25 protein-coding genes are annotated in these 20,791 nt (G+C 41.4%); 2 read left to right on the forward strand and 23 right to left on the reverse strand.

The window, feature by feature from the left end:
* Nucleotides 1-40: 40 nt before the first annotated feature.
* The 4 genes from B4Q04_RS17770 to B4Q04_RS17785 form a co-directional block, all read right to left on the reverse strand.
* On the reverse strand, nt 41-775 hold the full coding sequence (locus tag B4Q04_RS17770) for a LytR/AlgR family response regulator transcription factor (RefSeq protein WP_088697618.1): 735 nt from the start codon (nt 773-775) through the stop codon (nt 41-43).
* A 2-nt stretch (nt 776-777) separates the two neighbouring features.
* Nucleotides 778-1,818, reverse strand: coding sequence for a sensor histidine kinase (locus B4Q04_RS17775; protein ID WP_013993893.1), 1,041 nt, complete (start codon nt 1,816-1,818; stop codon nt 778-780).
* A gap of 12 nt (nt 1,819-1,830) precedes the next feature.
* Nucleotides 1,831-2,157 carry a DUF4907 domain-containing protein gene (locus tag B4Q04_RS17780; protein ID WP_013993892.1) on the reverse strand — a complete coding sequence of 109 codons (327 nt, stop codon included), beginning with the start codon at nt 2,155-2,157 and terminating at the stop codon, nt 1,831-1,833.
* A gap of 65 nt (nt 2,158-2,222) precedes the next feature.
* Nucleotides 2,223-3,221, reverse strand: coding sequence for a Kelch repeat-containing protein (locus B4Q04_RS17785; protein ID WP_088697619.1), 999 nt, complete (start codon nt 3,219-3,221; stop codon nt 2,223-2,225).
* 240 nt (nt 3,222-3,461) lie between these two features.
* On the opposite strand from B4Q04_RS17785, the gene B4Q04_RS17790 reads away from it, so the two are divergent.
* Both B4Q04_RS17790 and B4Q04_RS17795 read left to right on the forward strand, forming a co-directional pair.
* Complete coding sequence (locus B4Q04_RS17790; protein ID WP_088697620.1) at nt 3,462-4,775, forward strand: DUF4270 family protein; 1,314 nt, start codon at nt 3,462-3,464, stop codon at nt 4,773-4,775.
* Nucleotides 4,768-6,021, forward strand: coding sequence for an OmpP1/FadL family transporter (locus B4Q04_RS17795; protein WP_236631044.1), 1,254 nt, complete (start codon nt 4,768-4,770; stop codon nt 6,019-6,021). Before B4Q04_RS17790 ends, B4Q04_RS17795 begins: the two co-directional genes overlap by 8 nt.
* Nucleotides 6,022-6,029: 8 nt before the next feature.
* Here the strand turns inward: B4Q04_RS17795 and ctlX are convergent, their stop codons facing one another.
* From ctlX to rplF, 19 genes are all read right to left on the reverse strand, one after another.
* Nucleotides 6,030-6,962, reverse strand: coding sequence for a citrulline utilization hydrolase CtlX (gene ctlX / locus B4Q04_RS17800; protein ID WP_013993888.1), 933 nt, complete (start codon nt 6,960-6,962; stop codon nt 6,030-6,032).
* A gap of 124 nt (nt 6,963-7,086) precedes the next feature.
* The gene (locus B4Q04_RS17805) at nt 7,087-8,001 is read right to left on the reverse strand and encodes a dimethylarginine dimethylaminohydrolase family protein (protein ID WP_088697622.1); all 915 of its coding nucleotides are present in this window, start codon (nt 7,999-8,001) and stop codon (nt 7,087-7,089) included.
* Nucleotides 8,002-8,111: 110 nt separating this feature from the next.
* Nucleotides 8,112-9,398 (reverse strand): citrate synthase, encoded by a 1,287-nt coding sequence (locus B4Q04_RS17810; protein ID WP_013993886.1) that lies wholly within the window; start codon nt 9,396-9,398, stop codon nt 8,112-8,114.
* A 146-nt stretch (nt 9,399-9,544) separates the two neighbouring features.
* Nucleotides 9,545-11,080, reverse strand: a complete 1,536-nt coding sequence (locus tag B4Q04_RS17815; RefSeq protein WP_013993885.1) for a glycogen synthase — start codon at nt 11,078-11,080, stop codon at nt 9,545-9,547.
* Between the two features lie 133 nt (nt 11,081-11,213).
* Nucleotides 11,214-12,506, reverse strand: a complete 1,293-nt coding sequence (eno, locus tag B4Q04_RS17820; protein ID WP_013993884.1) for a phosphopyruvate hydratase — start codon at nt 12,504-12,506, stop codon at nt 11,214-11,216.
* Nucleotides 12,507-12,619: 113 nt separating this feature from the next.
* A complete protein-coding gene (gene carA, locus B4Q04_RS17825; protein ID WP_013993883.1) occupies nt 12,620-13,747 on the reverse strand; it encodes a glutamine-hydrolyzing carbamoyl-phosphate synthase small subunit in 1,128 nt (375 codons plus the stop codon).
* 93 nt (nt 13,748-13,840) lie between these two features.
* Nucleotides 13,841-14,407 carry a 50S ribosomal protein L17 gene (gene rplQ, locus B4Q04_RS17830; RefSeq protein ID WP_013993882.1) on the reverse strand — a complete coding sequence of 189 codons (567 nt, stop codon included), beginning with the start codon at nt 14,405-14,407 and terminating at the stop codon, nt 13,841-13,843.
* Nucleotides 14,408-14,468: 61 nt separating this feature from the next.
* The gene (locus B4Q04_RS17835) at nt 14,469-15,461 is read right to left on the reverse strand and encodes a DNA-directed RNA polymerase subunit alpha (RefSeq protein WP_013993881.1); all 993 of its coding nucleotides are present in this window, start codon (nt 15,459-15,461) and stop codon (nt 14,469-14,471) included.
* A gap of 18 nt (nt 15,462-15,479) precedes the next feature.
* On the reverse strand, nt 15,480-16,085 hold the full coding sequence (gene rpsD / locus B4Q04_RS17840; RefSeq protein ID WP_088697623.1) for a 30S ribosomal protein S4: 606 nt from the start codon (nt 16,083-16,085) through the stop codon (nt 15,480-15,482).
* Between the two features lie 88 nt (nt 16,086-16,173).
* Nucleotides 16,174-16,578, reverse strand: coding sequence for a 30S ribosomal protein S11 (gene rpsK, locus B4Q04_RS17845; RefSeq protein WP_088697624.1), 405 nt, complete (start codon nt 16,576-16,578; stop codon nt 16,174-16,176).
* 12 nt (nt 16,579-16,590) lie between these two features.
* Nucleotides 16,591-16,965 (reverse strand): 30S ribosomal protein S13, encoded by a 375-nt coding sequence (rpsM, locus tag B4Q04_RS17850; protein ID WP_013993878.1) that lies wholly within the window; start codon nt 16,963-16,965, stop codon nt 16,591-16,593.
* 2 nt (nt 16,966-16,967) lie between these two features.
* The gene (ykgO, locus tag B4Q04_RS17855) at nt 16,968-17,084 is read right to left on the reverse strand and encodes a type B 50S ribosomal protein L36 (protein WP_013305171.1); all 117 of its coding nucleotides are present in this window, start codon (nt 17,082-17,084) and stop codon (nt 16,968-16,970) included.
* Between the two features lie 24 nt (nt 17,085-17,108).
* The gene (gene infA / locus B4Q04_RS17860; protein ID WP_013751343.1) at nt 17,109-17,324 is read right to left on the reverse strand and encodes a translation initiation factor IF-1; all 216 of its coding nucleotides are present in this window, start codon (nt 17,322-17,324) and stop codon (nt 17,109-17,111) included.
* A 2-nt stretch (nt 17,325-17,326) separates the two neighbouring features.
* Nucleotides 17,327-18,670 (reverse strand): preprotein translocase subunit SecY, encoded by a 1,344-nt coding sequence (secY, locus tag B4Q04_RS17865; RefSeq protein ID WP_013993877.1) that lies wholly within the window; start codon nt 18,668-18,670, stop codon nt 17,327-17,329.
* Between the two features lie 12 nt (nt 18,671-18,682).
* Nucleotides 18,683-19,135 (reverse strand): 50S ribosomal protein L15, encoded by a 453-nt coding sequence (gene rplO / locus B4Q04_RS17870; RefSeq protein WP_013993876.1) that lies wholly within the window; start codon nt 19,133-19,135, stop codon nt 18,683-18,685.
* A gap of 13 nt (nt 19,136-19,148) precedes the next feature.
* A complete protein-coding gene (gene rpmD, locus B4Q04_RS17875) occupies nt 19,149-19,331 on the reverse strand; it encodes a 50S ribosomal protein L30 (protein ID WP_013993875.1) in 183 nt (60 codons plus the stop codon).
* An 11-nt stretch (nt 19,332-19,342) separates the two neighbouring features.
* Nucleotides 19,343-19,867, reverse strand: coding sequence for a 30S ribosomal protein S5 (rpsE, locus tag B4Q04_RS17880; RefSeq protein ID WP_013993874.1), 525 nt, complete (start codon nt 19,865-19,867; stop codon nt 19,343-19,345).
* Between the two features lie 8 nt (nt 19,868-19,875).
* The gene (rplR, locus tag B4Q04_RS17885) at nt 19,876-20,232 is read right to left on the reverse strand and encodes a 50S ribosomal protein L18 (RefSeq protein ID WP_013993873.1); all 357 of its coding nucleotides are present in this window, start codon (nt 20,230-20,232) and stop codon (nt 19,876-19,878) included.
* 9 nt (nt 20,233-20,241) lie between these two features.
* A complete protein-coding gene (gene rplF, locus B4Q04_RS17890; RefSeq protein WP_013993872.1) occupies nt 20,242-20,784 on the reverse strand; it encodes a 50S ribosomal protein L6 in 543 nt (180 codons plus the stop codon).
* Between the last annotated feature and the right edge of the window lie 7 nt (nt 20,785-20,791).

The following is a 20,791-nucleotide window of genomic DNA, read 5'->3' on the forward strand; positions in this document are numbered from 1 at the left end:
TTAGAAACTACTTTAAGCCTTACAAAAAGGCTATATTCGACTATAGCCCCAACATAGAGAAAAACTGTGTTTTGTGGCTCTCCCCTATCGGTATGCGAATATCATCGATTACAATTCTGTTCCGCTGTATGGTCTTGATAAAGTTCACATTGACCACAAATGATTTATGTACCCTGATAAACTGGTTCTGGGGTAATTTTTCCAAGATATCCTTAAAGCTGAGCAAGGTCAAAATCGCCTTATTACAGCCCACCACGTGAATTTTTAAATAGTCTTTTAGACCTTGCACGTATTGGATGTCGTCTAAATTAATCTTTACACTTTCGTGTTCCGATTTTACAAAAATGAACTTCTGGTTTTCATTGGTATCGCCATACGAAGGAAACACATTGGCAACGGTGGCAACCGCAGGGACATCTTTTCGGGCCATAAGCTCCTTTGCCCTTAAAACAGCCTTAATAAAGCGTTGATATGGAATGGGTTTCACCAAATAATCTACGGCATTCAGTTCAAAGCCCTCAACGGCATATTGGGAATAGGCCGTTGTAAAGATAAAAAGGGGAGGATTGTCAAGGGCACTTATAAAATCCAAGCCGTTGATTTGAGGCATCTCAATATCGCAAAAAATAAGGTCTACTTTTTTCCCGTTAATAGTCGCAATCGCCTCTAAAGGGTTCGTGAACGTACCTATGACCTCAATAAATCCAATTTTCTTGCAATAGTCCGCCAATATTTCAATGGCCAACGGTTCATCGTCAATGAGTATACAGTTCATATTTATAAGTTTAAAATTAAATTAACTTCATACGTGGCCCCGTCATCCTTTATATCCAATTCGTGGGAATTCGGATATAGAAAGTTCAATCTATTCTTTACATTCTGGAGGCCCACACCGCTACTCTCAGATTTTGCCCTGTGTTTTCCTATTTTGTTCACAACGTATAGATGTATAGACTTCTCTTTGATCAAAAGGTTTATCTTCACATTGGTCTTTCCATCGTAATCGGTGCCGTATTTAAAAGCGTTTTCAATAAATGAGATAAATAGTAGGGAGGGTATTATCTTTCCGGTGTCGTCCCCTGAAATTTTCAGGAAGACGTTTTCACTATCGGCCAAGCGCAATCTTTGTAAGGCCACATAATTTTTGATGTACTCTATTTCCTTATTCAAGGGCACTAGGTCTTTATCCGCTTCATAAATCATATAGCGCATCAATTCCGATAGGTTTATAATCGCCTCAGAAGTATCAGGTGATTTTTTGACCGACAGCGAGTATATGGTATTGAGGGAGTTGAAGAGAAAATGTGGATTCAACTGCGTTTTTAGAAACTGAAGTTCAGATTGCACCTTTTCCTTTTCCACGGTTTTGCGAAGGTTTTCATTTCGCTGTAATTCGTTAAAAACGCGCAGCATTATCGCGAAAATGTAGGGTATACCCAAAACCACGAATGGCATTAACAAAAATCGAAAAAAAGGCACTTGCCCTCCCCTATGTTCCTTTATATGATCGGCAACCGGACCAAAATCCCTAGGCGGTTGGGGCGAAAATATATTGTGGGAAAGATAACCGATGACCAGTAGCAATACGATCGATAAGACGATATAAACCTTCTTTTTGCCCTTTAACAGAAGACGGGGAACCAAATAGAAATAATTGAAATAAAACAAGGCCGTAGCCATCACCAACTTTACGATGATATGGGGAGGTACCGATCTTGGCTCGAACAAAAACGGATATATTATCAACCCGTACAAGGCACACCATAAGAAGGCATGTACCAACCACTGTGGCAAATATTTTCTTTTGGCGCCTTTCATTTTTTTTACGATTTAAAATGTTATTTGCATATGCTGAAGTTCTGAAACGGTAATAAATGGATCATCGCCTTTTTTCAGTTTTTCCATTACGACATCACCTATTAGCCGTGCCTCTTCTTCAGACTTAAAGGGTCTCTTCCCTTGGATTGCCGGTATAAATTCTTGTTTGACCAATACCTTATTGTCATACAGAATCTGATAACCATAGCCCTCATCAACTTCTATGACTTGGGTTTGGAGGCCCGTTGTTCGCACTGCGCCATCCTTTAAGCGAAATGCGACGGATACGAGAACCATGAACAAAACGCCAAATAATAGATATGTTTTTTTTGCTTTCATATAAACCCAATTAAAAAATGGGGCAGTGCCAAAAGTACTGCCCCATAGCTCACTCAAATAAATAACTAGTCTTCATCATCATATTCATCAAAAGGAAAAAACTCGTATAGGTCATCCAAATACAGACTTCCGGTCCTTCCCAAACCAACAACGGCCTTGCTCCCGTTGGAAAAAACGACCGCATCTTGCCTGCTCGTTCCCTCAAAGTCGGTTTTCAGCTCCCATTCATCCGTACTGGGGTCGTATTGCCAAACCGAAGCCAAAGTACCGCTAGACGTGCCACAAGCTATGTAGCCATAACCGTTTAAGGTAAAGCCTACCGCGTTACTTCGTGTTATACTGTAATCATCTTCTTCGTCTAGGTCAAGTTTTTTGGTCCAAGTCTCGCTTGTTGCATCGAAGGCCCAAAAATCATCGAGATAGATGCCGTTAGACACCCCTGTTCCCAAATACACCTTATCGCCAATGGTAAAGGTAGTAGCCGACCGTCTTTTATCTCCTCCAAAACCAACAAGTTCCGACCAAGAGTCCGTACTAGGGTCGTACTTCCAAAAATCCTTACGATCATTATCACCGTCGAAGCCTGTTCCAAAATAACCGAAACCGTTCATTCCAAAAGCTACGGCGCTCCTTCTTCCCGTTGACGGTAAGGAAGCTATCTCTTGCCATGAGTTGGAACTCGGGTCATAGGCATAAAAATCGTTCAATTCGTCCAACCCATCATAGCCCGAGCCGATATAGCCCTTTCCATCGACCTCAAAACCTACGGCCGCATTTCTAGCGCTTCCGATAAAATCTGCCTTTTGAGACCAAAAGTCGCCGTCCATATCGTAAGACCAAAATGAGGTAAGGTAATCGTCGCCATCGTATCCTACCCCGGTATACCCCATATTACCTATGGTAAAACTAGAGGTGCCGCTACGTGGACTTCCATCAAAAACAGACCTACCCATCCAGTTTCCAAGATACTCATCGTCATCATCGTCATTTGAGCAGCTGATCAATGAACAAGTCATTATGCTAAAAATCGTTATTGTTCCTATATAGTACTTGAATCCTTTCATGTGCCTTTCTATTATGTTAGCCAGTTAATTTTTGTCAAAACTAGAACACGGTTTACTCCCATGAAACCGAAATAGATAAAGCCGTTCATTTAACACATGAACACCTCGATTTAATCGACCAAAACGATTCTGGCTTTAGTCGCTAAAAACAAGGTATTGGTCATAAAACTATGAGGGTTGGTCTATTGCGGTTTTGAAGCACTGCAACGCACAATACTTTTACCTGCAAATACTACTTATATGAAGAATGTCCTAATCATTTTTATCTGTTCGTTTCTGCTAATTTCATGCAGCACCGACGCCTTGAACCAGTCGGATTTTGAAGCTGGGGATGCCTTTACCGATAGCGATATACGCGTGATTCAATTAGACACGATGACGGTAGCTTTCTCGACCATGAAATTCGATAGTATAGACACATCACAATCTTCCCGCATGCTTGTCGGTAAATATAAGGACCCTGTTTTTGGGGCCGTTAAAACCGCCAGTTTTATGGAATTGATCCCTAGCTCGTATTTCATCGACACCGATGCCGTATACGATAGCATCACTTTTCTTCTTAGGCCTGACGATTACTATTATAACGACACCCTACAGGTCAACACCATACATATAAAACAATTGAACGAAAACCTTAAACCCGCCGATGGTGTTAATTTTTACAATACCAGCAGCATAGGTTTCGATGAAGATGACCTCGGCTTCCTGACCTATACCCCAAGGCCCTTATCTACCGACACCCTTGAAATAAAACTCACCGATACCTTCGGCACTACACTTTTCGATAATTTACAACAGAAAAAAATAACGACGTACGACGAGTTTAAAAACTACTTCTACGGTATAAGCGTTCAACCGGGTGACAGCGATGACGGTTCTATCATCGGTTTTTCATTGACCTCCAATATGCGTCTCTATTACAGCATCGCCGGAGAAAGCGAACGAACCCAATATTCAACCGACTTCACTATTAACACCCTTAGCTCTCCCCTACCGTTTTTCAATCAAATTTCCACTGAAGAAGCCAACGAGTACTTAAATGCCCTGACCAACCAAGAGGTTAACCTCTATAGTTCGGAAACCGAAAACCTGAGTTTTATACAATCGGGTATCGGTATAGCCACTCGACTAGAGTTTCCACATATAAAATCCGTATTCGACATTCAAGGACAGGGCACCTTATTAGATGCCTCACTTAGAATTACGCCCGAAATAGGCTCGTATAACGACCTATTGACCTTACGGGATACATTGTCAGTCTTTATCGTAGACCAAAACAACGAACTGACCGACCAACTGTATTCAACCGATGGTACGGCTGCCCAGGCCATTTTAAATAGGGACAATGAAGAATTTAACGACATCTACTACGAACTCCCCTTAAGTGGTTATTTAGAAGATTTACTGTCCACTGACCTAGAATCATCAGAAGCCTTGATTCTTCTACCCAGCAATTACAATTCGACAGTGGACCGTTTTGTTCTCAACACCGATATAAACACTCAAGGCACCACACTTGAACTTACTTATGCAATCTATGATGAAGATGAATAATGCCTTACTTTTTTCCATATCCATATCCATATTCTTGTTCAACCTATGTTCGATACGGGCACAATCGGAAGGTTTGACCAGTTCGCCCTATTCCTTATACGGTCTAGGCGCCATAAACCAATCCAGCATAGGGCGCACCAACGGAATGGGCTATACAGGAATAGGCCTAAAGACTTCGAATCAAATCAACAACCTCAACCCCGCCAATTTCGCCTTGATTCCGCAAGGTTCATTTTTTTACGATGTAGGAATAAAGGGAGAATACAACCAGTACAGCAACAAAGCCGACAATGAAACAAAGACTACCCTGAATTTTTCAAACTTGGCCTTCGCCTTTAGGGTGGCGGAAAATTTGGGAGCAGGTATATCGCTCGTTCCCTATAGTGAAATGGGATATTCCTTGGTGGGAATAAAGACGAATATTGAAGGTTCGGAGGAAACCTTTGAAAGCAATGTTAGCGGACTCGGAGGGTTAAGTGAACTCAAATTCAATTTAGGCTATAGTATTATACCCAATTTCAGGTTGGGTGCCAATGCTTCTTTTTTATTCGGGAATATTGAGGAAACCGAAGCCTTTGCCATAAACCAGAGCACCTTTAGTTCTGAGGAAACCACAAATTATTCGGGTATACGTTTCGGTCTTGGTATGCAGTTCGATATTTCGGAGCAACTTACCTTGGGGAGTACCGTTCAATTCCCGACAAGTTTAAAGGGCAACATAAAACGGTCGATAACCAAAAGCTTGGACGGTACCGAAATTACGGTTGAAGACGGGGCAAGTGACACGTCAGCGAATTTCAACATGCCCCTTGAACTTGGAATCGGACTAAGCACAACCCTTTTAAAGTCATTTACCGTAAGTGCCGATTATAAGAAAAACTACTGGGACGCCACAGGGCAAACCGAAAGCCTTGGAAGTTACGCCGATCAAGACATCTACGCCATTGGCCTTGAATACGTAAAAAACCCCAGCAGCTATAAGTATGCCGACCGTATCCGTTACCGAACCGGCTTTAATTACGACAATGGCTACTTGGCCATTAACGGAAAAAAAGTTGACGGCTACAATATTACCGCAGGTATAGGTATACCCGTTGGCCAAAGACAAAGGTCTATGATGAACCTATCTTACAGCTATGGTTCAAAAGGGCAGATTCAGAATATCTTGATAAAAGAAAACTTTCACCTATTGACCCTAAACCTAAGCCTTGAGGACCTATGGTTTCAAAAACGAAAAATTAATTAGTCGCCCCCCTATTTGGAACGGGGAAGAAAAACTTCGGCCATCATGCAACGGGCACTTCCACCGCCACAGGTCTCGATAGTCTTCAATGAACTATGGATAATATCGCAATGCTTTTCGATGGCATCGATTTGGTTTTGATCTAGACTTTCGTAAGCCGCCGAACTCATCACCAAATACCGTTTGTCATCAGCCCCAAGAACCTGAAGCATGTTTCCTGCAAAATGGTGCATCTGTTGCTCGGTAATGGCTATGATTTCCTTTCCATCCTGCTTTAGATGGTCGACCACGTTCTTGCGTTCTTTTTTATCATCTATGGTATCAAGGCAGATTACGGAAAAATCTTCTGCAAGACACATCATCACATTGGTATGGTAAATGGGCATTCTTTTACCGTCAACGGACTGGTTTGCCGTAAAAATCACTGGCGAATATTCAAAATCTTCACAGAATTCTATAAAAAGTTCTTCATCGGCACGTTCGGATAGTGCACAATAAGCTTTATTATTCACTCGATCTAAGGCCATGCTTCCCGTGGCCTCCAAAAAAACACCTTCGGCTTCGGCAGATGTATAATCTACAACGTTCTCGATTTTAAACCCTTGTTCCTCTAGAATATCCAAAATATCCTCACGTCTTTCATTACGCCGGTTCTCTGCAAACATAGGGTACAGGCCAATAGTACCATTGGCATGAAAGGAAATCCAGTTATTAGGAAATATAGAGTCTGGGGTATCGGGTTCTTTGGTATCTTCAACAACTACCACGTTCACTCCTTTTGAACGCAGTACTTCTACAAAAGCATCAAATTCTTGCTGTGCTTTTTCATTGATCGTCGTATTCTGAACATCAATATCTTCTTGAAAATAATTATTGACGGCGGTCTGTTCGTTCATTCTAAAACTTACCGGGCGGATCATTAGTATAGTGTTCGTAACCTGCATAAGAAACTCAATTAATTTGAGGCAAAATTAGTGTTTTTAAAGCTGAGCAACCTCGTATAAAACTAAATAATTATGATATGTTTTAGCCAAATAAAAAATAAGCATTCAACTACTTGAGACCCTATTATTCCCGTACCAAGGGCAGGGTACTGCAACGCAAAAGCCCTTCTTGCTTGGCGATTTCAGCATAGGGAACCTCTTCTACCGTAAACCCCTGTTCACGTAACCACCCATTGAGCCGGGTAAAGTTCTTTTCAGAAATCACTACTTCCGGTGAAATGGAAAATACGTTGCTGAACATTTGATACATTTCATCAGATGTAATCTCGAATATATTATCCTTTCCGAAAAAATCGACCAACCATTGATACTCTTCCTCTACCAAGAAACCATTTTTGTGCAATATGGCCTTTCCCTTGCCCAATGGCTGAAAACAGCAATCGAGATGCAAGGCATTTTGCTTGGCATCCGTATTACTTTTTCGAAGCTCAAAAGACTTTACTTTTTTATGGGGAAATTGTTCGCTTATATATTCTACCGCAGCCTTATTGGTTCTTGCCGTTATATAATCGGCGTAATCACTGCCGGTATATGTGCCTATAAAAATGTAATCGCCCCAGGGCATTACATCACCACCTTCAACGTGAACCGCCTCTGGTGGATGCAAGATATGTGCATCATCTATTTCATCCAGAACATGAAGGATGGCCTCTACCTCCTTTTCCCTATCGGGAAGAATATTGGCTATGATAAGTTTGTTTTCTATAACAAAAGCGATATCCCTTGAAAAAATCTGGTTACAGTCTTGCAATACCTCGGGGCGGTACACCTGCACACCATACTTTTCAAACACCTTTGCAAGCGCCTCCATTTCTGCGACCATATCGCTTTCCTTCGGATAGGTGCCGGCCTTTATGTGTTCCAATGACTTGGGATCATAGGCCTCCTCTGGTTTCGGCGTGGGGCCACAACTTTCTGCCGTACCCAGAACCAGGACTTTTAACCTGGAAATCTCATCGTTAACATGAAGCTTTAACATATACTTTTATTGGCAAAGATAAGAGAACGGAATATTGCGCAAAATATAATCGAAAATAAAAATGCCCCCTTCAGATTTACCAAAGAGGGCATTCAAATTATTTTATGGCACTATCTTAAATCAACTTCAACAAAGGGGCGTTCGGTTTCCCCAATGTAAATCTGTCTTGGTCTTCCTATTGGTTCCCCTCTCAGGCGCATTTCCCTCCATTGGGCAATCCAACCAGGTAAACGGCCCAAGGCGAACATTACGGTAAACATTTCGGTCGGAATACCTAAGGTTCGGTAGATAATACCCGAATAGAAATCTACGTTCGGATAGAGTTTTCTGTCAACGAAGTACTGATCTTCCAAGGCTTCTTTCTCAAGTCCTTTGGCAATATCCAAGATAGGATCTTCGATACCCAAATCGCCCAAGACATCATCGGCCGCTTTTTTGATAATTTTGGCACGTGGGTCAAAGTTCTTGTAAACCCTGTGTCCAAAGCCCATTAACCTAAATGGATCTGATTTATCCTTGGCCTTGGCCATATATTTTTTCGTATCACCACCGTCTTGTTCAATTGCTTCCAACATTTCAAGCACAGCTTGGTTGGCCCCACCGTGCAACGGTCCCCATAAAGCGGAAATCCCGGCAGAAAGTGACGCAAAAAGACCGGCATGGGAAGAGCCTACAATACGTACGGTAGAGGTAGAACAGTTCTGCTCATGATCGGCATGTAAGATCAACAATTTATCCAATGCATCGATTACGACGTCATTTTTCTGATAGACTTGGTTTGGTTTTTTGAACATCATTTTGTGAATGTTCTCAACATAGCCCAATGCATCGTCACCATAATCTAAAGGCAAGCCTTTCTTCTTTCTAAGCGTCCATGCTACCAATACCGGAAATTTGGCCAATATCCTAACAATGGCGTGGTACATATCTTTTTCCGATGAAATATCGACCGTCGACGGATTAAACGCTATCAAGGCGCTCGTCAAGGAAGAAAGGACACCCATGGGATGTGCCGATTTTGGAAAACCATCCAATATTTTCTTCATTTCCTCGTCTACATGTGACTCTTCTTTGATGTCCGCATGAAATTTTTCAAGCTCTTTCCTATTCGGAAGCGCCCCAAAAATCAACAAATAGGCTACTTCCAAAAAATTGGCCTTTTCTGCCAACTCCTCGATAGAATAGCCACGGTATCTCAAAATTCCTTTTTCGCCATCCAAGAAAGTAATGGAACTCTCGCATGAACCCGTGTTCTTATAACCCGGATCGATCGTGACCATACCTCCTGTGACCGATCGAAGTGTTTTGATATCTATGGCGAGTTCACCTTCTGTGCCTTTTATTACTGGAAAATCGTATTTCTTACCGTTATACTCTAGAGTAGCTTTATCTGACATTTTTTGACTTTGCTTAAATTTGAAGTGAGTGTAAATTTACGGAAAATGTTACATCTTAACAATGCCACTTTTTCGTTTAATTTATAATTAACAATGATATTGATGATTCTATAAATTGCCTCTATCCAAATAGGGGCGCATATCACTTATAAAACGTAAAGTTTTTCATAATATGCATCTAATGATTTCTCCCAAGTAAAGCGGACTTTCTTGGCATTGGCCTTGATTTTTTTCCATTTGGGCTTATCATTTTCCCAAACGTCTAGGGCTTCACTAAAATTCTTGACCATGTTTTTGACCTTCTCGTCATAGGTAACCCCGTCAAAAGCAAAACCGGTGACATGATGTTCGACCGTATCCTTTAAGCCGCCCGTATGATGCACAAAACAAGGATTGCCGTTTCGCATGGCCAACATTTGACTAATACCGCAGGGCTCGAAAAGGCTGGGCATGCAGTAAAGGTCACTTTCCAAATATATGGAATCGATCAGGTCTTCCGACTGGCCGTTCGTGAAAACAAAATTTTTGTGTTTATAGCTCATTTCCCTAAAGAACTCTTCATAACCGGGGTCACCTGTACCGAGCAGCATGAATATACCATCTATTTTTCTCAGGCGCGCCAGCATTTCCTCGAAGGCTTCCGGCGACCTCTTAAAGAAGTAAAATTTCTGTTCCGTAAGGCGCGCCACACTAGACACGATAAACTTGGGCCTTTCGTCTACATAAAGCATGATCTTTTCACCGGTGTGCGCCAAAAAATCGGCTTTGTATTTTTTCGATTCGTCTTGCAACCACCTAAACAAAGCCTTTACGGTATTTCTATACAAGAAGCCCTTATCTTGCTTTCGTATATCATTGTAGTTCGACGCGTTAAGAATACCAAAAAGACGGCCTTCGTTATTGGCTTGCTGCAAATCTTTCTCCAAGCTTTCTCCCCCTACGAATTCGGGCCTTGCACTCGGAAGCATGACATCTTCTTTGTATGAGGGGGAAACGGTATGGACCGCGTCGGCCAACCGAATACCCACCGCCATGAGGTTGATACAGTCTTCATAGCGCGGATCTTTTAAGGCTTCATGATCTAATTGCAACTCAGGGAACCAATTATGCACCGAAGCGTAATTGTCATAGAAGGGCCGTATTCCCTGTATGGCCAAGTTATGTATGCTGTACACATAGCGCATTTTCTTCAGGTCTTTGTAACTCGGATGGTAAGTTTTCAAGAAGAGCAGGGCACTTGCGTGCCAATCGTGCATATGAACCACATCCAAATTTCCAAAGGCTCCCATTTTTATGGCCTCTGCAACCGCGGTACAAAAAATGACGTACTTGATAAAATCGGTATAAAACGGTTCAGTAGGGTCATCATGGTAAATATGGGCAATACCCCCTTCTTCAATTTCAGGATGATGGATAACATAGTGTACAATGTTCGGACATTCTTTTTTGCCCACCACCTCGTACAATTCGGCCGTATAGACCGTACCTCTTAATTGAAAATTCAAATTGGTTCTGAAGAGTCCGTTTTTATGCAAACGCGAATAGGACGGAACCACCACTTGAACCTTATCTCCCCGCTTAGAAATATGCCTTGGCACATCGCGGACTACGTCGCCCATACCACCCGCCTTACAGTTTGGAATCGCATCGTTTTCGGCTGCTACAAAAAGGAAGTTATTCATGGGAGAAATCGGTTAGAAGTTTGTTAAAAAGATAGGTAAACTTTGGCATTGAACCAAGAAAAAAAGCCTTTCAAGTCCGAAAATAATCGAATGAAAGGCTTTTTCTAAAAACAAGTTTTTCTTACCGAAACCCTTATTTTATCTTAAATGCTTTATCCTGAGGATAATAAGCCGTATCTCCTAATTCTTCCTCTATACGAAGCAATTGATTGTACTTGGCCATACGATCCGATCTTGAAGCCGAGCCCGTTTTAATTTGTCCGGTATTCAAGGCAACTGCCAAATCGGCAATGGTGTTATCTTCGGTTTCACCTGAACGGTGGCTCATAACAGAAGTATAGCCTGCATTTTTAGCCATATTTACCGCCGCTATCGTTTCGGTAAGCGTACCGATTTGATTTACTTTGATCAATATAGAATTGGCAATACCGTTTTCAATACCTTTTGACAAACGCTCAACATTGGTAACAAAAAGGTCATCGCCCACCAACTGAACTTTATCGCCTATTTTTTCGGTCAATGCTTTCCAACCGTCCCAATCGTTCTCGTCCATACCATCTTCAATAGAGATGATGGGGTATTTAGCGCTGAGGTCGGCCAAATATTGAGCTTGCTCTTCCGATGTTCTCACCACACCCTTATCTCCTTCAAATTTGGTATAGTCATATTTACCGTCTACGTAGAACTCGGCAGAAGCACAATCCAAGGCTATCATAACCTCGTCACCTAATTTGTAACCGGCCTTTTCAACAGCCTTCGCAATAGTATCAAGTGCGTCTTCGGTTCCTCCGGCCAAGTTTGGCGCAAAACCACCTTCATCACCTACAGCCGTACTCAAACCTCTATCGTGCAAAACCTTTTTAAGGTTGTGGAAGATTTCAGTTCCCATTTGCATGGCATGTGAAAAATTCTTCGCTTTTACCGGCATCACCATAAATTCTTGAAAGGCGATAGGGGCATCGGAATGCGAACCACCGTTAATGATGTTCATCATCGGAACAGGTAAAGTATTGGCACTAACACCACCTACATAACGATATAATGACATACCTAATTCGTTAGCAGCAGCTTTGGCCGCGGCCAGAGAAACACCAAGAATGGCGTTTGCCCCTAATTTAGATTTATTAGGCGTACCGTCAAGATCGATCATAACCTGATCAAGAAGGTTCTGCTCAAAGACAGACATGCCCAAGATTTCTTCTGCGATTATCGTATTCACATTTTCTACGGCCTTACTAACACCTTTTCCCATAAAGGCATTTCCTCCGTCACGTAACTCTACCGCTTCGTGCTCTCCTGTAGAGGCCCCAGAAGGTACCGCTGCTCTACCCATTACCCCATTTTCGGTAATTACATCTACTTCTACCGTAGGGTTTCCTCTTGAATCTAAAATCTGGCGTGCGTGTACGCTAAGTATAATACTCATAAATATTATTTTAAGTTTGGAATTCTCTTAAATTTAACTAGCCGCAAATATACGAAACAGTGCTAGTAAAGCACCGTAGAATGCACGTATATTACCGCGGATATAACGATTACTTAACTTTTGGCCATTTCTACTGAATTATTTTCGATCATTTCGTAAAACTGATCAAAAAGATACTCGGCATCATGTGGCCCGGGACTAGCTTCCGGGTGGTATTGTACAGAAAAGACATTTTTGTCTTTCATACGAATACCCGCAACGGTCTGGTCGTTAAGGTGGACATGTGTAATCTCAAGGCTTTCATTGGCCTCGGTCTCTTCCCTATTAATGGCAAAACCGTGGTTCTGGGAAGTGATTTCCCCCTTACCCGTAAGCAAGTTCAATATGGGGTGGTTTATACCCCTGTGCCCATTGTGCATCTTATAGGTAGACACCCCGTTGGCCAAAGCAATGACCTGATGCCCCAAGCAGATACCAAAAACAGGTTTCCCACTATGGATCATTCCTTTTGAGGTTTCAATGGCTTCCGTCAAGGGTTCGGGATCACCAGGACCATTGGAGATAAAATATCCGTCAGGCGCCCAAGCTTCCATTTCGGGGAAAGATGTATTATAAGGGAACACCTTAATATACCCTCCGCGTTTGGCGAGGTTCCTCAAAATATTTTTCTTGATTCCTATATCGAGTGCGGCGATTTTGATACTTGCGTTTTCATCGCCCACATAATACGGCTCCTTGGTCGACACTTTAGAAGCGAGCTCCAATCCTTCCATACTAGGCACTTCCGCCAGTTGTTTTTTCAAGCCCTCTATATTATCGACTTCGGTAGAGATAACGGCGTTCATAGCCCCATTGTCACGAATATAGCTCACCAAGGCCCTTGTATCTACGTCCGATATGGCAAATAGGCCATTATCGTCAAGAAAGCCTTCAAGGCTCTTATCGGCCCTTGGTCGTGAATAATTATAACTGAAGTTTCTACAGACCAATCCGGAAATTTTAATCGAATCCGACTCAACCTCTTCGGCTACCGTACCATAATTACCGATATGGGCGTTGGTAGTTACCATAATCTGACCGAAATACGAAGGATCGGTAAAAATCTCCTGATACCCCGTCATTCCCGTATTGAAACAAACCTCGCCGAAGGCCGTTCCTTCCTTATCACCTACTGACTTACCGTAAAATATGGTTCCATCGGCCAACAATATCAATGCTTTTTTTCGGGTCTGATACTTCATATGTTTCCTAATTTTTTAATTTCACAAATAAACATAAAAAAAGGATAAACTATTAAGTTTATCCTTTTCCAAATATTATTAGATATCAACATCTTATTCTTCTGAATCGTCAGCTTTAGTTTCGATATCCGTTTGAGCTTCCGCTTCAGAATTTTCGGCGGCCACTGGTGGCGTCTTAGTTTCCTTAGCATCAACTTTTGCACTTTCTTCCTCGGCCTTACTACCACCTCTTCTACTTCTTCTTGTAGTTTTCTTCTTAGGCTTACCGGCATTGTAAAGCTCGTTGAAATCAACCAATTCGATCATTGCCATATCAGCGTTATCCCCAAGACGATTACCAAGTTTGATAATTCTTGTATAACCACCTGGTCTATCAGCTACCTTTTCGGCAACAGTACTGAACAATTCAGTAACTGCATATTTGTCTCTAAGGTTTTTGAAAACGATACGTCTGTTATGTGTTCCCTTTTCAGCTGTAAGGTTGTTCTCTGCTTTTGATTTAGTAATCAAAGGCTCAACAAACTGCTTTAACGCCTTAGCTTTCGCTACGGTCGTATTGATTCTCTTGTGTTCGATCAAGGAACATGCCATGTTGGCCAACATCGCTTTTCTGTGCGCTGTCTTACGTCCTAAATGATTGACTTTTTTACCGTGTCTCATTTCTTTCTTCTAATGTATTTCTCCAATCCCAGGGCATTTCCCTTCGTGTAAGAAATAGCGATTAATCTTTATCTAATTTGTATTTCGAAAGGTCCATTCCGAAGCTAAGCCCCTTATTGATAACCAATTCTTCTAGTTCTGTTAACGACTTTTTACCGAAATTTCTAAATTTCATCAAATCGTTCTTATTGAAGGAAACCAAATCTCCCAATGTATCAACCTCGGCAGCTTTCAAACAGTTCAAGGCACGTACGGAAAGATCCATATCTACCAATTTTGTTTTCAACAACTGACGCATATGCAATGACTCTTCGTCATAAGTTTCCGTTTGTGCGATTTCATCGGCCTCTAGGGTGATGCGCTCATCGGAGAACAACATGAAGTGGTGAATCAAAACCTTGGCACCTTCGGTCAAGGCATCTTTTGGATGTATCGAACCATCGGTAACAATTTCGAAAACCAATTTTTCATAATCGGTCTTTTGCTCTACACGAAAGTTTTCGATGCTATATTTTACATTTTTGATAGGTGTAAAAATAGAATCTACTGCAATAGTACCAAGTGCGGCATTCGATTTTTTGTTTTCTTCAGCAGGAACGTATCCACGACCTTTGTCGATAACGATTTCCATATTGATGCTCACTTTGGAATCCATATTACAGATTACCAAATCAGGGTTCAACACTTGATAACCCGAGATGAACTTTTGAAAATCCCCAGCGGTCAATTGCTCTTTTCCACTAACGGAAATAGATACAACCTCTGCTTCTGAATCGTCTATCTGCTTCTTAAAACGAACTTGTTTCAGATTCAATATTATTTCAGTAACATCTTCTACAACGCCTGAAATAACGGAAAACTCGTGTTCTACACCATCTATTCGTACAGAGGTGATCGCATGGCCTTCCAACGATGAAAGCAATACTCTTCTTAGTGCGTTCCCAACAGTCAATCCATAACCAGGTTCCAAAGGACGGAATTCGAACTTTCCTTCGAAATCCGAGGAATCGATCATTATTACTTTATCGGGTTTCTGAAAATTAAATAATGCCATATGAATTAGTGTTCTTTATTATTTAGAGTAAAGCTCAACTATTAATTGTTCTTTGATATTCTCAGGAATCTGAAGTCTTTCAGGAACGCTAACAAACGTACCTTCTTTCTTTTCAGAGTTCCAAGTAATCCATTCGTACACTTTGCTGTTGGAAGCAAGTGAATCTTGTATGGCCTGTAAAGATTTAGATTTTTCACGTACACCGACTACATCGCCCGGCTTTAATGCGTATGATGGTATGTTTACCAATTCACCATTAACGGTAATGTGTCTGTGCGACACCAATTGTCTTGCTCCTCTTCTTGTTGGGGAAATACCCATACGGAAGACCACATTATCTAAACGTGATTCACACAATTGTAAAAGAACTTCACCGGTAACACCCTCTTTTCTCTTAGCAGTAGCAAATATATTTCTAAATTGCTTTTCCAAAATACCATAAGTGTATTTGGCCTTTTGCTTTTCCATCAACTGTACCGCGTACTCAGATTTTTTACCTCTTCTTCTTGCGTTACCGTGTTGTCCTGGTGGGTAATTCTTTTTTTCGAAAGATTTATCATCTCCGAAGATAGCTTCGCCGAACTTACGGGCGATTTTACTTTTTGGTCCTGTATATCTTGCCATTTTCTTTAGTTTAGAAGTGTGATTATGAATTAAGGCTTATCCTTCGATAATCGTTAACAACACTTCTGTGAAATAATATAGTGATTAATTAAACTCTTCTTCGTTTCGGAGGACGACATCCGTTGTGCGGCATTGGTGTCACGTCAATAATCTCGGTAACTTCGATACCAGAGTTATGAACGGCGCGAATTGCAGACTCTCTTCCGTTACCAGGTCCTTTTACGTAAACCTTTACTTTTCTCAAACCAGCTTCGTGAGCTGTTTTTGAACACTCTTCAGCCGCTACTTGAGCTGCGTAAGGCGTATTTTTCTTAGAACCCCTGAAACCCATTTTTCCAGCAGATGACCAAGAAATGACATCTCCTTTTTTATTGGTAAGGGATATAATGATATTATTGAAAGATGCCGTTACGTGAGCTTCGCCAACAGAATCGACTATTACTTTACGTTTCTTAGCAGCTTTTGCACTTGATTTTGAAGTTGCCTTTGCCATAATAACTACTTATTATTTAGTCGCCTTTTTCTTGTTGGCAACCGTTTTTCTTTTTCCTTTTCTCGTCCTAGAATTATTCTTTGTACGTTGTCCACGAAGGGGAAGACCAGATCTGTGACGAATACCTCGGTAACAACCGATGTCCATCAGACGCTTGATATTAAGCTGAGTCTCTGAACGTAACTCGCCTTCTATTGTATAAGAAGAAACGGCATCCCTGATACGACCTATTTCATCATCGTTCCAATCAGATACTTTTTTATCTTCATCTACCTGGGCCTTTTCCAATATTTCTTTAGCCCTACTTCTACCGACACCAAAAATATAGGTCAATGCAATTACGCCCCTTTTCTGTTTTGGTATGTCTATACCTGCAATTCTTGCCATAATTATCCTTGTCTTTGTTTAAATCTAGGATTCTTTTTGTTGATTACGTACAACCTGCCCTTTCTGCGTACTATCTTGCAGTCGGCACTTCTTTTTTTAACTGATGCTCTTACTTTCATCGTTCTTATTCTTCTATCGTATTACTAATATCTATATGTAATTCTGGCCTTGCTAAGGTCATACGGACTCATTTCCAGCTTTACCTTATCACCGGGAAGCAACTTAATGTAATGCATACGCATCTTTCCGGAGATATGGGCCGTTACTACATGACCGTTTTCTAATTCAACCCTAAACATTGCATTTGACAATGCTTCAATTATAGACCCGTCTTGTTCTATTGCTGCTTGCTTAGCCATAATTATGCGACTTTTCTATTTTTACCAGTTTTCATTAATCCATCATAATGCCTGTTCAAAAGATAAGCATTCACCTGTTGAACCGTATCTATGGCCACACCAACCATAATCAATAAAGAGGTGCCTCCATAAAACATTGCCCATCCGGCCTGAATATCCATTAACTTAAGCACTACTGCCGGTAAAACTGCCAACAGGGCCAAAAATACCGATCCTGGCAAAGTTATTAAAGACATAATCTTATCCAAGAAATCACCGGTTTCCTTTCCAGGTCTGATACCCGGAATAAAACCACCGCTTCTTTTTAAATCATCTGCCATTTTGTTCGTGGGAACCGTAATAGCCGTATAGAAATATGTAAAGACGATAATAAGAAAGGCGAACAATAGGTTGTATGCCAATCCGAATATATCTTGAAACTGTACCTCCATCCACTGGCCTGCACTGGTATTGTTGAACGTCTTACCTATTAAACTAGGAGCGAACATGATTGCCTGGGCAAAGATAATGGGCATTACCCCAGAAGCATTAAGTTTCAGAGGAATATATTGCCTCGATCCCATAACGTTCTTCTCATATCCACCCGACGCCGTTCTCCTTGCGTACTGCACCGGTATTTGACGTGTAGCCATCACCAAAAGAATACTGGCCAAAATAACCAAGAACCAAAGTATAACTTCAATTAGGATAAACATCAACCCACCGTTATTGTCAACGGTTCTAGAAATAAATTCTTGAACAAATGATTGTGGCATGGTCGCTATAATACCAATCATGATCAATAGTGAAATTCCGTTACCGATACCTTTATCGGTAATCTTTTCACCCAACCACATAGCAAACACACACCCTGTTACCAAAATGATAACCGCCGGAATCATAAAGTCCAATCCTTTACCTAAAACGAAGGCACTGTCTTGGACACCGAAGGCCTCCAATCCGTACAGATAGGCTGGCGCTTGAACGACACAAATACCGATCGTAAGCCAACGAGTAATCTGATTCTTCGTTTTTCTACCACTCTCCCCTTCTTTGTCCAACTTCTGCAAATAAGGAATGGCGATACTCATAAGCTGTACAACAATAGATGCCGATATATAGGGCATGATACCCAAGGCAAAAATTGAAGCGTTAGCAAAAGCACCACCTGTAAAGGCATTCAATAAGCCGAAGATCCCGGAATCGGTACCTGAGGCCAATTCTGCCAATTGAGTAGAATCAATACCCGGAAGAACTATTTGACAACCAAAACGGTATACCAACAACAAACCAAGGGTTAGTATAATCCTATTCCTTAGTTCGTCTATCTTCCAAATATTGGATATGGTCTCGAAAAATTTCTTCATGGTCAGTTATGCTTATAAATTTATTGCTTCTCCACCAGCAGCTTCAATGGCCGCTTTAGCACTTGCCGTAAATTTATGCGCTGAAACCTTAAGTGAAGCCTTCAATTCCCCACCACCCAATATTTTTACCAGGTCTTTACTTTTAGCCAAACCGTTGTCTACCAAAGTTTCAAAAGTAATAACGTCTTTAACCTTTTTGTTATCGACCAACTCCTGTAACTTTTCAACATTGATACCTTTGTACTCTACTCGGTTTATGTTCGTGAAACCAAACTTGGGCACACGTCTTTGCAATGGCATTTGGCCACCTTCAAAACCAATTTTCTTAGAGTAACCAGATCTAGACTTGGCACCTTTATGTCCTCTTGTAGCTGTACCGCCTTTACCAGACCCTTGACCTCTACCTACTCTTTTGCCCGCTCTATTGGTAGCACCATCGGCTGGCTTTAGATTACTTAAATTCATTATAATATGCTATTTAAGCTTCCTCAGTGGAAACCAAATGTTCAACTTTAGCTATCATACCGAGTATATTCGGCGTGGCATCATGCTCTACTACTTGACCAATTTTCTTGAGACCCAAAGCCATCAATGTACGCTTTTGGTTCTGTGGCCTTTTGATGCTGCTCTTCAACTGTTTTACCAGAATTTTCTTTGCCATAATATCTTTACTTATCCTTTAAACACTTTTTCAAGGGAAACCCCTCTTTGGCTTGCTACGGTCTTAGCATCCCTAAGTTGCAAAAGTGCATCAAAAGTAGCTTTCACCACGTTGTGAGGGTTAGATGAACCTTGAGACTTAGAAAGTACATCTTGTACACCTACAGCCTCGAGTACGGCCCTAACGGCTCCACCTGCAATAACCCCGGTACCGTGAGATGCCGGTTGGATATAAACGCGAGCTCCACCGAATTTCCCCTTTTGCTCATGTGGCAAGGTCGCCTTGTTCAAAGGAATACGAATCAAGTTCTTCTTAGCGTCTTCTATAGCCTTTGCGATAGCAGTAGCTACTTCTTTTGATTTCCCTAAACCGTGACCAACAACCCCGTTTTCATCACCTACAACAACTATAGCTGAAAAACCGAAAGCTCTACCACCTTTAGTAACCTTGGTAACACGTTGTATGCCTACCAATCTATCTTTAAGTTCCAACCCACTGGGTTTTACGGTCTCTACGTTTTTATATTTCTGGTACATACTCTTATTTAAAAATTAAGTCCTGCTTCCCTTGCTCCTTCAGCCAAAGATTTCACTCTTCCGTGGTAAAGGTTACCACCTCTATCAAAAGCAACTTTTTCAATACCTGCTTCTTTGCACTTAGTAGCAATCGCTTTACCTACAAGGTTCGCAATCTCTGTCTTAGTACCTTTTTCTTTTGCCAAATCTTTATCCCTTGACGACACGGCTACCAAAGTAGTACCTTTAGTATCATCTATAACCTGGGCATAAATTTCGTTATTACTTCTAAAAACGGACAATCTAGGTCTTTCCGCTGTTCCATTGGAAACCTTTCTGATTCTTCTCCGTATTCTCTGTTTTCTTTCGCTTGTTGATAATCCCATGATATACTATTAAGCTGATTTACCTGCTTTTCTTCTTAATTGTTCGCCAACAAACTTAACCCCTTTTCCTTTGTAAGGCTCTGGCTTACGGAACGAGCGTATTTTAGCGGCTATTTGGCCTACTAACTGCTTGTCGTGCGATGTCAATTTTATAATTGGGTTCTTTCCTTTTTCAGATGTAGTCTCAACTTTAACCTCTGGGGCCAAGTCGATAACAATGTTATGGGAAAAACCTAGGGCGATGTCTAATTTCTGACCTTGGTTGCTAGCTCTATAACCAACACCTACAAGTTCCAATTCTTTTGTCCACCCTTTTGAAACACCTTCGATCATATTTCTGACCAAAGAACGGTAAAGACCATGCTTTGCCTTGTGCTCTTTTGAATCTGACGGTCTGGTTACCCAGACTTGGTTATCTTCTATCTTTACCTCGACGGCGGAAAACTCTTGGGTAAGTTCTCCCAACTTGCCTTTAACGACAATCTCGTTATCCTTAACCTCAACAGTAACCCCTTCAGGAATAGCTACCGGATTATTACCAATTCTTGACATTTCTTAC

This window comes from Zobellia sp. OII3, from assembly GCF_002211465.1.
GTDB classification, from domain to species: Bacteria; Bacteroidota; Bacteroidia; order Flavobacteriales; family Flavobacteriaceae; genus Zobellia; species Zobellia galactanivorans.